This is a genomic window from Herpetosiphon giganteus (assembly GCF_016907925.1).
In the GTDB taxonomy this organism is placed as follows: domain Bacteria; phylum Chloroflexota; class Chloroflexia; order Chloroflexales; family Herpetosiphonaceae; genus Herpetosiphon; species Herpetosiphon giganteus.
The window spans coordinates 236,893-249,167 of sequence record NZ_JAFBCZ010000004.1 but is presented as its reverse complement, the minus strand read 5'-3'; the positions used below and the strand labels follow the sequence as shown (position 1 = coordinate 249,167).

Annotated in this window: 12 protein-coding genes; 10 read left to right on the top strand and 2 right to left on the bottom strand. The window is 51.9% G+C overall.

The window, feature by feature from the left end:
* Positions 1–56: 56 nt before the first annotated feature.
* Positions 57–1,199, top strand: a complete 1,143-nt coding sequence (locus JOD20_RS05545) for a glycosyltransferase family protein (RefSeq protein WP_204754303.1) — start codon at positions 57–59, stop codon at positions 1,197–1,199.
* Here the strand turns inward: JOD20_RS05545 and JOD20_RS05540 are convergent.
* Together JOD20_RS05540 and JOD20_RS05535 are read right to left on the bottom strand one after the other, a co-directional pair.
* A complete protein-coding gene (locus JOD20_RS05540) occupies positions 1,196–2,152 on the bottom strand; it encodes a prohibitin family protein (RefSeq protein ID WP_204754302.1) in 957 nt (318 codons plus the stop codon). The two genes, JOD20_RS05545 and JOD20_RS05540, sit on opposite strands and share 4 nt — an antisense overlap.
* A 216-nt stretch (positions 2,153–2,368) precedes the next feature.
* Positions 2,369–3,463, bottom strand: a complete 1,095-nt coding sequence (locus JOD20_RS05535) for a methyltransferase (protein ID WP_204754301.1) — start codon at positions 3,461–3,463, stop codon at positions 2,369–2,371.
* A 118-nt stretch (positions 3,464–3,581) separates the two neighbouring features.
* Between JOD20_RS05535 and JOD20_RS05530 the strand changes: the two genes are divergently transcribed.
* From JOD20_RS05530 to JOD20_RS05490, 9 genes are all read left to right on the top strand, one after another.
* Positions 3,582–4,439, top strand: coding sequence for a DUF1028 domain-containing protein (locus JOD20_RS05530; protein ID WP_204754300.1), 858 nt, complete (start codon positions 3,582–3,584; stop codon positions 4,437–4,439).
* Positions 4,440–4,724: 285 nt separating this feature from the next.
* Complete coding sequence (locus JOD20_RS05525; RefSeq protein ID WP_204754299.1) at positions 4,725–5,819, top strand: magnesium chelatase ATPase subunit I; 1,095 nt, start codon at positions 4,725–4,727, stop codon at positions 5,817–5,819.
* Between the two features lie 176 nt (positions 5,820–5,995).
* Positions 5,996–6,793, top strand: a complete 798-nt coding sequence (locus tag JOD20_RS05520) for a vWA domain-containing protein (protein WP_204754298.1) — start codon at positions 5,996–5,998, stop codon at positions 6,791–6,793.
* A 204-nt stretch (positions 6,794–6,997) separates the two neighbouring features.
* Positions 6,998–8,539: a S1 RNA-binding domain-containing protein gene (locus tag JOD20_RS05515; protein ID WP_204754297.1), complete on the top strand. Its 1,542-nt coding sequence runs from the start codon at positions 6,998–7,000 to the stop codon at positions 8,537–8,539.
* A gap of 138 nt (positions 8,540–8,677) precedes the next feature.
* Positions 8,678–9,076 (top strand): hypothetical protein, encoded by a 399-nt coding sequence (locus JOD20_RS05510; RefSeq protein ID WP_204754296.1) that lies wholly within the window; start codon positions 8,678–8,680, stop codon positions 9,074–9,076.
* Between the two features lie 12 nt (positions 9,077–9,088).
* Entirely contained in the window at positions 9,089–9,457 is a 369-nt protein-coding gene (locus JOD20_RS05505) for a response regulator (RefSeq protein ID WP_204754295.1), read from the top strand.
* Between the two features lie 125 nt (positions 9,458–9,582).
* Positions 9,583–9,969: a response regulator gene (locus JOD20_RS05500; RefSeq protein WP_054534135.1), complete on the top strand. Its 387-nt coding sequence runs from the start codon at positions 9,583–9,585 to the stop codon at positions 9,967–9,969.
* Positions 9,966–11,111 carry an NAD(P)/FAD-dependent oxidoreductase gene (locus JOD20_RS05495; protein WP_204754294.1) on the top strand — a complete coding sequence of 382 codons (1,146 nt, stop codon included), beginning with the start codon at positions 9,966–9,968 and terminating at the stop codon, positions 11,109–11,111. Before JOD20_RS05500 ends, JOD20_RS05495 begins: the two co-directional genes overlap by 4 nt.
* Before the next feature lie 96 nt (positions 11,112–11,207).
* Positions 11,208–12,098: an SDR family oxidoreductase gene (locus tag JOD20_RS05490; protein ID WP_204754335.1), complete on the top strand. Its 891-nt coding sequence runs from the start codon at positions 11,208–11,210 to the stop codon at positions 12,096–12,098.
* Positions 12,099–12,275 lie beyond the last annotated feature (177 nt).

The window sequence follows — 12,275 nt, the reverse complement described above, 5'->3', positions numbered from 1 at the left end:
TTATGCGTGCTCGCTTTTTTGTGCCAGTAATACATGCCTTTTAGCTTGAGGATTGTATGTTAGACTCTGCTGATCAGCCTCGCCCAACCGGATTGAGCATGCTTGTGCGGCGACTTACCCAGCCTAGCCCATGGTGGTTATGGCTTATTTTTTTTATTGGGGCAACGAGCCTATTTGCATGGTATCGGCTTGAAAAATCGTATCCACTCTTTGATACTTACCCTCTATACTTTGGCGCAAAAGCATGGCTTGCTAATGGCAATGCCTACAACCTCGATCCTGCGGTAGATCCCACGACATTTGGCTACTACACCAAGCAAGGTGTGTTTGAAACGCCGTTTGCGGGCGGCATGCATCAAGCAGGCAATGGCTATCCGTTGCCGGCTAATTGGTTGTTTATTCCTTTAAGTTTCTTAACACCGCGAATGCACTCGATTATTTGGGTTATTGGCTTATTTGCCAGCTGTTTGGTGGCCTTACGTTGGGCAAAACTCCCACCATGGATTATGCTGAGCTTTCCGGTGCTCGATGGGTTACGGATGGAGCAATTCACAATCTTTATTGTATTAATGCAAATTATTGCCTTAGGTGCTTGGAACTTGCCGCAAACGCATCGTCGCCGAGCGCTGATCCTGGCTTTTGCATCTGCATTGATGCTACTAAAACCCTCTCATGGCTTGGTAACAGGCTTGGCTATTTTGGGCTATTTGCTCTATCAGCGGCAGTGGTGGCCTCTATTAATAAGTTATGGCCTGATTTGGGGATTGCCAACCATTGTCGATTGGAACTGGCCCTTGGAATGGTTGCAGGCGTTGCAGGTCTATAATCAATCATTTGAGGAACGCTTTACGCCGTGGTGGTTGCTCTTGTTTGTATTTATTTTTTGGCGACAACGCGATTATCTTGCTTGCCTAACGGTCAGTCAATTAGCGCTCGTACCCTACACATGGATTTATTCTAATAGCTCGCTCTTGCTGAGTTGGGCAGCATCACCGTGGTGTTTAGGCTTAAGTTTGCTTACGTGGTGTATTACCCCAATTCAAGTCTTATTGATTGATCGGATGTCGGTTTTAGATTCGCAACTCTTCGTTTGTATCTGCTTGATTATTGTGCCGATGATTGTGCTGAGCCGTTATCGACAAACGAATGGCGTTGAAAGAATTCCTTCAACGCCATTGAATTCAAGTGATGCTAGTTAGGGAGTGATTGTTTGGGTTGGATTGACCAATTCACTGACATCGACCAACGGTGTTGCGCCCTCGCCGCTAAAGACTGGCAACTTGCCATCCCAGCGTAAGGCCATTTGATAGCGAATCAAGGCATCGGTGACGCTTTCAGCCAGCAGACGGTTGGCATCGGCTTGGGCTTCAGCGCGAATCAAAATCGAGTCGGCATCGCCTTTGGCGGTAGCGCGTTGAGCTTCGGCGCGGCCTTGAGCCTCAACTTTATCTTGCTCGGCCTTGATTTGAGCTTGTTCAAGCTCATATTTTTGGCGTTCAGCAGCTTGTTGGGCGGTGATTTTGTTTTCCAAGGCTTGCTTCAAATTATCGGGCAAGTGCACTTCGCGAATCACAAAATCTTCCAAAATCAAGTGCCGACGTTCAAATTCAACAATCAGCTGTTCTTTGACTTTATCAGCCAATTCAGCCCGTTTGTCGCCACTGATGCTTTCCCAGGTGTAGAGACCAGCAATCGTGGTCAAAATCGAACGGCTTTGTTGGCGCACAACTTGAAGTTCAATCACATCAAGATCTTGGCCGCCCCAATCGGTGTAGAGCGCAGCAGCTTCTTCTTTCTTGACCCGATATTGCACTGCAATGTCGAGGTTCAGTTGCTGGGCTTCGCTCGATTGTACTTTGACTGAATCATCGCCACCAGTGCGACCTTCATCGCCACTTTGCACCATAATATAGGTTTGCAGCGTGAATGGATATTCTTGGATCGCCGTGGTAAACGGATTAATCAACGTCCAGCCTGGTTCGATTGTGGTCGTTACATTATTATTGGCTTTGTTGAAAGCAATCCCAACATAGCCTGGTGGAATCGTCTTCCATGATGCTGTTAACAGCACCAAACCAATCACGGCGACAACGATCGCAATGGCAATTGTGCCAATGCGACGGCCCGATGGGCGCTTGCTAGCGTTGCTCATGGTCATTCCTTTCAATATCATCTTGGCCAGCGGAGCGTAACCCACGCCACCAATCCATAATCATGGGAGCTAGTTCAAGCCCTAAACGGTAGCATAAGACGAGGACAACGATAGCAATAGCGAGCTCGCCTAATGTTCTACTCATAACAGCCTCCTGTGAGGTAGTAGCACTCACAGCATCTACTACGTGGCTCATGCGCCAGAGTTGCAAGTAATTTAGCCGATTTTGCGCTCAGCAAGCAACACTTTGTAGCGTTGATCGCCAGCTAGCTCACGAACGTTGCCCAAAGCAGCTTCGAGCAATGGCTCATAGCGTAAAAAACGATTGGCTACAATCACCAATTGGCCGTTTGGAGCAAGCACTTGGGCGGCCTGTTTCAAGAGATTTTCGGCCAATTGCGGGCTTTGCACCCGCCCAACGTGAAACGGTGGATTCGACACCACCAAATCAAATTGCTCATCACTGATTGCCTGCGTGCCATCAGAGGCTAGCACCCGGCCAGCTAATTGGTTGGTTTGTAGATTGCGTTTGGTTGCTTCGATTGCTACCATGGTACTATCGATATAGGTTAAATCAAGCGTTGCTTCGCGCCGTTGCAGAAACATTCCCAAAATGCCTGCACCACAACCAAGATCAAGTACCCGTTGATTGGGCTGAACGTGGACTGCATCGAGCAACATGGCGCTGGCAGGATCAAGCTGGCCTTGGGCAAACACGCCTGCTGTTGCTTCAATGGTGAGTTCATTGTCGCCATGCGTAAGGGTGTGTTGGCTTGCTTGGCTTGGTTGCGCTTGCCAATTCAGGCTACGAAACGCCATCACCACATGATGGCCTTTTTTATACAAGGTTTTGACGCTTGGCCCAACAATACTTTCTAAAAGCGTTGTGGCTCCGCTTAAACCAGCTTGCTTGCCGCCGCCGATGGCCACAATTCCGCCAGCGTTGGTGTGTTGAGCCGCCAAATTAATCAGTTCTGCACCACGCTGGTTATCGCTCCACCACAAAATGTTAATCAACACCAGATCGAATGGTTTGCTGGGCTTTAAATCGGTGGTGCTAAAGAATTGGGCTGGTAATTTGGCTTGGGCGAAGCTTTGGCGGGCAGCGGCCAAGGCCACAATCGAATCATCGGCAAAGCTCACATGCGCGCCTGCCCGAGCAAGCGCTAAGCCAATGCGGCCAGTGCCAGCGCCGATCACCAAGGCATGTTGGCCAGGCGTGACGACGCTTGCTCCCCATTCGGCCAACAACGTAGCCCCCCAATCATCGCGTTCGCTATCGAAGGGCACTGGCAACAACCAAGCATTCATAGGCATAACATCCTTATACTGTGCGCCAACCGACGCACGTGTGATTTTGGTAGAATAGCTGCATCATTTTAATCGTGATTGGCTGGTTGCGCTATCGATAGTTTTGAGGCAGGCTGCAATGACATTTTCAATTGTTGGCTACGACCAAACCACTGGCGATCTCGGGGTGGCGGTCGCTTCTAAATTTTTGGCGGTTGGCTCGGTGGTAAGTTGGGCGCAGGCCGAGGCTGGCGCGATTGCGACTCAATCGTATGCCAACATGAGTTTTGGCCCGAATGGCTTGGCGTTGTTGGCTCAAGGCCAATCGGCGCAAGCGACGCTTGATCAATTGTTGGCTGCTGATGAGGGCCGTGAGCAACGCCAAGTTGGCGTGGTTGATTTTCAGGGCAATGCTGCAACCTGGACTGGCAACGCTTGCCATGGCTGGGCTGGTGGCCGAACCGGCGCAGGTTATGCGGCCCAAGGTAACATCTTAACTGGAGCCGATGTGGTCGAGGCGATGGCGACCGCCTTCGAGCAAACCCACGGCGAATTGGCTGAACGCTTGTTGGCGGCGCTTTTAGCTGGCGATCAAGCTGGCGGCGATCAGCGTGGGCGGCAATCGGCGGCGTTGTATGTGGCGCGCAAGTGTGGCGCATATGGCGGGGTGCTCGATCGCTATATTGATCTACGAGTTGACGATCATCACAACCCAGTGCCTGAGCTTGGGCGTTTGCTTGGTTTGCATCGTTTTTATCTTACGCCGCCCAAGCCCGAAGATTTATTGCCAATTGATGCAGCGTTGGCGCTGGAGATTCAGACCATGTTGCAGCAATTTGGCTATTATCAGGGCGAACTTTCTGGCGATTATGATGCTGCAACGCACGCAGCGTTACAAGCCTATGGCGGGGTTGAAAACCTCGAAGAACGCTTGGTCAGCGCTACGCATATCGATCGGCAGGTATTGAATTATTTGCGTAAGCACTTTGTGCGCTGATTGCATAAACTGCAAGGGCCAAAATTGGTTAAAAAAAGCGCCAAATTGGCCCTAAAAACGGGCTTCAAGCAGTTGACTCAGGCACAGGTGTGTGCGATAATGGCGCGTGCGGTGTCTGGAAGGGCCAGACAGTAGGGACATGCGTTGGGATCGTGAACATTGACGGGATTCATCCTCTGCCTCAAAAGCTTAAACACATTCCCTCACTATTTGGAATCCTCCAATTGGCAGCCCTGTGATGCGGGCTTATTTTTGTGTAACCGCTTGTGGTAACGAAAGACGACTATGCAACCATATATTCGACCAACCTACCCATTTAGTGCGCTTGTTGGTCAGCCTCGCTTGAAACAAGCACTGGTGCTGAATGCAGTTAATCCGCGAATTGGCGGCGTGTTGATTCGTGGCGAAAAAGGCACTGCCAAATCGACGGCTGTTCGGGCCTTGGCACATTTGCTGCCATTAATCACGGTTGTGGCGGATTGCCCTTATAGCTGCCCACCAGATCAGCTTGATCGGATGTGTAGTTCATGTCGTAGTCGTTTGCAAGCTGGCGAAGATTTGCCATTGGCTCAACGCCCAACCCGCTTGGTCGAATTGCCTGTTAGCGCCTCAGAAGATCGCTTGGTTGGCTCGCTTGACCTCGAACATGCCTTGGTCGAAGGTCAGCGTCGCTTTGAGCCAGGCCTGTTGGCCCAAGTTAATCGTGGTTTGCTCTATGTCGATGAAGTGAATCTTTTGGATGATCACTTGGTTGATATTTTGCTTGATGCTGCGGCAATGGGCATTAACACGGTCGAACGCGAAGGCATTTCAGTTTCGCACCCAGCGCGCTTCATTTTGGTTGGCACCATGAACCCAGAAGAAGGCGAACTTCGGCCTCAATTGCTGGATCGCTTTGGCTTGGTAGTGGAAATTGGTGGCCTGAAAAATGTGCGCGAACGGGTTGACGTAATTCAACGCCGGATGGAATACGATGCAGACCCTGAGCAATTTGTGCAACGCTGGAGCAGCAACGAGCACACTTTGACTGAAGAAATTGCTGCTGCCAAAAAACTCTTGCCCCAAGTGCAAATTTCTGAGCAAGATATGGCGGCGGTGGCGATGCTCTCGCTCGAATTGGGCGTTGATGGTCACCGCGCAGACTTGGCAATTCTGGAAACTGCTCGTACCCACGCTGCGCTTGAAGGCCGCACCACGATTTCGCTCGAAGATATTCGGGTTGCAGCCCAATTGGCGTTACCGCACCGTATGCGTCGCCAACCATTTGCCGAAGTTCGGCTCGATGAGCAGCAGCTTAGCGATGTGCTGAACAAAGCAGCCCAAGAGCGCCAACGCGGCAATGAAGAAACTGCGGGGCAAGACGAGCTAAAAAAAGCTTAGCCCCGTCGGAGGAAGCGTCCAGCGATAGCGAAGAAGCGGGCGATGAAGAACCACCGACTGGGGCTCCGAAAGGCTCGCCACCCCAAAGCAGTAGCCAAGCAGAAAAAGGCGATGGCAAAGTTTTCAACATTGCCCAAGAATATCGCCCCAAGCGTTTGGAAAGCCAAGCAGACTCGATGCGCCGCAAGGCCGGTGGTCGCCGCACGCGCACCAGAACTGAGCGCAAGCAAGGTCGCTATATTACCAGTCGCGTGCCACGCGGCCAATTAACCGATGTGGCCTTTGATGCAACCTTGCGGGCGGCAGCACCATTTCAGCGTCAACGCCGCCAGCCGCATATCAAACGGGCGGTGGTGTTGCATCGTAGCGATTTACGCGAAAAAGTCCGCGTTCGGCGGACGCGCAACGCAGTGTGTTTTGTAGTCGATGCAAGCTGGTCGATGGCAGCAGAAACGCGGATGCAAGCAACCAAAGCTGCGGTACTTTCGCTGCTGCGCGATGCCTATCAACGGCGCGACTTGGTTGGATTGGTGAGTTTTGCCCGCGATCGGGCGACGGTGCTTTTGCCGTTGACTAACAGCGTGGAAATGGCGCAACAACGTTTGCGCACCATGCCAACCGGGGGCAAAACCCCGTTGAGCCGTGGCATGATGGCAGGCTTTGAATTGCTTGCCCGCGCCAAATTGCGTGATCGCGAAATTTTACCCTTGATGGTGTTGTTGACTGATGGTCATGCCAATGTCTCGATGACTGGCCAGCCACCACAACAAGAAGCCTACCAACTGGCCGAATTTATCGCCAGCCAACAGATTCCGACGGTGGTGATTGATACTGAATTGCCAAATTTCTATCGCGGCTTGGCCAAAGAATTGGCTGATCGCTTGAATGGCTCGTATTATCAACTGGAAGAACTGAGTGTTGGCCTTGCCGAATTGGTACGCTCACACCAAGAATTATCACAGATTAAAATCTAAATCTGTGTAGCTCGCCGATACATTTTGGTCTTTGCTCTGATGCTTGTGAATGTAGCGTTTCCCCACAAGCATTGAGCTGAAGCACCATGAGTTGGATTTGATGGCACGGTCTAGGAATTGGTATGCCACCCAACATGGCAATATCTAGATCGCGAATGCGGTATTGGGTTGGAAACGCAATGATCTGCTATGGAGGCTGCTCGAATGACGGACGAAGCGCAAAATGTCAGCGCAACTAACGGCGAAGAGGAAAAAGAGGGCGTATTGCAAAAGCTGGCCGACAAGGCTCGCGAAGTAGTCGCCGAAGTGAAGGAAGAACTGGCTGAAGTGAAGGAAGATCTTGGCGAAGCATTGGCTGAAGCGCGCGAAAAAGCAAGCGAAGTCTTGGCTGATGTCAAAGAGCGGGTTGGCTTAGGTGGTGGCGACGAAACGAGCGAAGTAGCTACTGAAGCTGCTACTGAAGCAACGACGCAAGAAACCACCGACGAAGCTGGCGCAACCTTTGAACCAAGCGGCGACGAAGATGGCACCACGCCACGTCGTTTGGCCGATTTGCACGCTGGCATGGAACTTGAAGGCCGCGTCACCAGCACCGCTTTGTATGGCGTGTTTGTTGACATCGGCGTTGGCCGCGATGGTTTGGTTCACATCTCAGAAATGAGTGACCAACGCATCGAATCGCCAACCGATGTTGTACAAATTGGTGATATGGTCAAAGTTCGGGTCAAGAGTGTTGATCCTGATGCTCGCCGCATTAGCTTGACAATGCGCTCGCCTCGTTCAGAAGGCCGCCGCCGCGCTCCCAAGCGCCCAGAAGTCAACAACGACAAATTGGGCGAATTGAAGCCAGGCGATTTGGTTGATGGCACGGTTAATGGCATCGCGCCATTCGGCGTGTTCGTTGACATCGGTGTTGGCAAAGACGGTTTGGTCCATATCTCAGAGCTTTCAGAAAGCCGCGTGGAAAAAGCCGAAGATGCAGTCACCGTTGGCCAAAGCTACACCTTCCGCGTGTTGGAAGTGGACACTGGCGCTCAACGCATTAGCTTGAGCTTGCGCCGCGCCAAGGAAGATTTCCAAGAACGGCCAAAAACCCCACGCCGCCGCGAAGTAAACTTGGATGTGATCGCCCCAGGTACCGTGCTTGATGGCAAAGTCAGCGGGATTGCTCCTTTCGGCGCATTCGTTGACCTTGGTGTTGGCCGCGATGGTTTGGTCCACATCTCAGAGCTTTCCGAAGGTCGGGTTGGCAAAGTTGACGATGTGGTTAAAGTTGGCGATCCGGTCAAGGTTCGCGTCTTGGAAGTCGATCCCGATTCAAAACGGATCAGCTTAACCATGCGGGTTGAAGAAGCCCCAACCACCCCAATCTCAACCAGTGGCTCATCACGCTTGGATCGCGACTGGACCAACCCAGCTGCGCGTGAAGACCGTCGTGGTGGTGGCAATGCTGGTGGTAACGCTGGCGGCAATGCTGGTGGTGGCCGCCGCAACGAACGCCGCGATCGCCCAGCCCGCGAACCAGAAATTTATAGCGTTGGTGTCACTGAAGAAGAAGATTTTGGTGGTAACGCAACCCTCGACGACTTGTTGTCGAAGTTTGGTTCGGGCCACGACGATCGTCGCTCAGCTCGCCGCCGCTACGAAAAGCCTGAAGAACAAGAAGAAGACGGCTTCGAAAACCGTGAATCACGTGCTCGCCGCGATGCAATTCGCCGCACCTTGCGCGATTCACAAGAAGACTAATTCGTTCTGCTGCTTAAATCAACAGGGATGAGCTTTTGGCTCGTCCCTGTTGGCATTTAAGCGTATACTTAGTGCAAGCTATTAAACCGTAGCGACGTTTGATAGCTAGTGGATTTTATGCTGTGAGGATTGGATGCCATGCGGACATTTCGCATGATTTGGGCTAGCGCTGCTGGTTGGATGCTCGATTATTTTCTGACGATGTTAATCGTGCCACTTGGGTATGCAGCTCTCAGGATTGATACGCCCAACGATATTCAATTGACCAATCCGCTGCACATTGTTGTGGCGTTGATCTTGCCCGCATTAATGACCATGATTGGTGGTGGGGTTGCAGGCCGTTTATCGCTGGAGAACCCAACCCCGGCTGGGGCATTAGTTGGTGGTTGGGGCTTGCTGATGTTGTTCGATACCCCATTGGAGCAAAATAACTATAGCTTGGCGATGCTAATTACCCAATGTGTGGCAACCATCGGGGCGGCCTTGATGGCAAACTATATTGCCAAACGCACCTTGCAAAAAAGCTCGCTAGAATAAGGATTTTTAGCTATGCAAACAATTGTGGCCTATGTGCCAGATTTGATGTTTGGGATTCGCGTGCGCGATGTGCTGCAACAGCTCGGCTATCAAGCAATTGTGGCCGATAGTTTAGCCGCTGCCCAACAAGCTTTAGCCGCCGATCTGGGCTTGTTGATTGTTGATTTGCGCAGCGAGAGCGAAGCGACAAGCGCCTTGGTGCAGGCCGCCAAAGCGCTTGACCCGCAATTGCCAGTGCTGGCCTTTGGTTCACACGTTGATGTTGAGCGCCAAAAAGCTGCGCGGGCCGCTGGTTGTGATCGGGTGGTGGCTAACTCGAAATTTAGTAGTGATCTACCCAACCTCATTGCTACCCTTGTGCGGCCTCAGAGTGCAGGCTAAGTACTGCTAGCGTGCATTGCCTAAGATGGCGCTATCCGTTATACTGCATCTGTTTTTATGGCTACACGTTTGCACCCGAAATGGGTTAATGACGCTCGCTTAGAGGTACCTTTGTGGAGGCGACAATGACAAATGCTGTTCGCAACCCTGCTATTATTTTGGTTGAGGACGAACCTGATATCTTGATCATTTTGCATCGGATTATGCGCGACTTGACCGGCGGTTACGATATCGTCACGGTCAACAGCGCGCAAGATGCGTTAGGGGTGCTGACCGAACGCTCATGCCCTTTGTTGATCACCGACCATAACATGCCTGGCATGACCGGCACCCAACTCACCCAAGTGGTCAAGCAAGATTATGCCGATACGAAGGTGATTATTATTACTGCTTATGCTACCCCAGAAGTCGAGCGCACCGCCCGTACCGCTGGCGTAGATTACTTCTTGACCAAGCCGTTCTCGCTTGATCGCTTGGAGCAAATTATCAAGGAAGTGCTGGGCAAAGTATGAGTGTTGGGCTGTGGCAAACTCCTGAGCCAACAGCCCAGCCCACGCTTGTTAAGACCTTGGTGATTGGCGCGGGCTTAATTGGCTCGTACTTAGCCTTACAAAGCAAGGCCGAGGTTGTGCTCGATGCGCGTCACGTTGCTGGCGGCGCTTCAGGGCGCAACGGCGGCCTTTTGCTGACAGGGATTGCCAATTCATATCAGGCGGCCTGCGCTGAATATGGTCGCGATTTGGCTCAGGCCTTGTGGCGCACCACAATTCGCAATCGCGAACTGATGATCGAATGGGCAACCAGACTTGGCTCACCAGTGCGCCGCTGTGGCTCGTTGATTTTTGCCTATAGCGAGCAAGAACATGCCGAGCTAGCTCAGGCAGCAAGCATGATGCACGAGGATGGCTTTGCCACCGAGTGGCACGCCGAAGACCCAACCAAGCGCGGCTTTTGGGGCGCGTTGCACAATCCCGACGATGGTGCGATTCAGGCAGCGCTGTTGACCGAAGCGCTGCTACGCGAAAGCGGCGCTGCATTGTATGAAGCCAGCGAAGTCTATGCGCTCGAATCAACTGCCGATGGCGTGTTGGTGCGCGCCCGAACTGGCAATTGGCTAGCCCAACAGGTTTTGGTGGCAACCAACGCTTGGACAGGCTTGCTGCTGCCAGAATTTAGCTCGTTGGTCATTCCAGCTCGTGGCCAATTGTTGGCAACTGCCCCAATCGAGCCAATTTTAGCCCAAGCCTGTTACTGCGATTATGGCTTTACCTATTTTCAGCAAACGCCTGCTGGCAACTTGGTCATTGGCGGGTTTCGCAATCGCGCCATTGCCGAAGAACAAACGTTTGCTGATTGCACCACGCCCGTAATTCAAGAATTGCTTGATGGCTTTTTGCAGCGCCACTTTCCTGAGGCTGCGAATGTGCCGATTGAACGGCGTTGGGCGGGCACGATGGGCTTTGCGCCCGATCATCGGCCTTTGGTGGGACGTTTGTGTCGCGACGAGCGAATTGGCTTCGCGGTAGGTTTTAGCGGCCATGGGCTTGGTTTAGGCTTGGTTGCCGCCGATGAGCTGCTGGCCGAATTGGCTGGCACACCAGCGACGCTGTTTAGCGCTCGCCGTTTTAGTGAAACTAGCCACCTGTTCATCTGATCAGGCTCAAACATCGGTCGCATGACCGTTGAGTGAAGGTGCTTTGTGCATTACACTCTGCGTTCGTGCGATTGTTGTTTTAGGAGGATCATGCGGATGACAACTAAAGCTTTAGCAGGCAAAGTAGCATTGGTAGCTGGGGCAACCCGTGGCTGTGGGCGCGGAATTGCGGTCAGCTTGGGCGAGGCTGGCGCAACCGTCTATTGTACAGGCCGCACCACGCGCAATCAACGTTCGCCAATCAATCGCGCTGAAACGATCGAGGATACTGCTGAAATGGTGACGGCGGCTGGTGGTCAGGGCATTGCAGTCCAAGTTGATCATAGTGATTCGGCCCAAGTGCAAGCACTCATTCAACGGATTGACGCTGAACAATCAGGCCAGCTTGATATTGTGGTCAACGATATTTGGGGCGGCGAGACGGCAGTAGTCTGGGGCCAAAAGTTCTGGGAAGGTGATATTCACAAAAATCTGAACCTCTTGCACAATTCTATTGATACCCACTTAATTACCTCATTTTATGCAGCGCCATTGCTGGTTGCTCGTGGCCAAGGCTTGATTATTGAAGTAACCGATGGCGATACGCTCAACTATCGTGGCCATAGTATCTACGATTTGATCAAAACCAGCGTGATGCGCATCGCTGTTGGCATGCACGAAGATTTGAAAGACCATGGCGTAACTGCATTAACTGTAACCCCTGGCTTTTTGCGCTCCGAGCAAATGCTTGATCACTTTGGGGTGGCTGAGGAAAATTGGCGCGATGCGATTGCCAAAGAGCCACATTATAGCGAATCCGAAACACCTTATTATCTTGGACGGGGAATTGTGGCCTTGGCCAGCGACCCCAATGTGGCGCAAAAAGCTGGCAAAACGTGGGCTTCGTGGACGTTGATGGAAGAATATGGCTTCTTCGATGTTGATGGCCGCCAGCCCCATTGGGGTGCGTATTACGCCAACGTGCTAGAACAAGCTGCCCAAGGATGAACTATGAAGGATGAGGGATGAAGTTGAGAATATAGAACATGAGGTAAGGATGAATTATGAGGGATGAGGGATGAAATTTAACCACGAAGAGCACGAAGAGCACGAAGGAAAATGGCTGAAGTCTTTTGGCGATTGTCTATCGGAATATGATTTGTGTAATTCGGACAATTCGTGGCT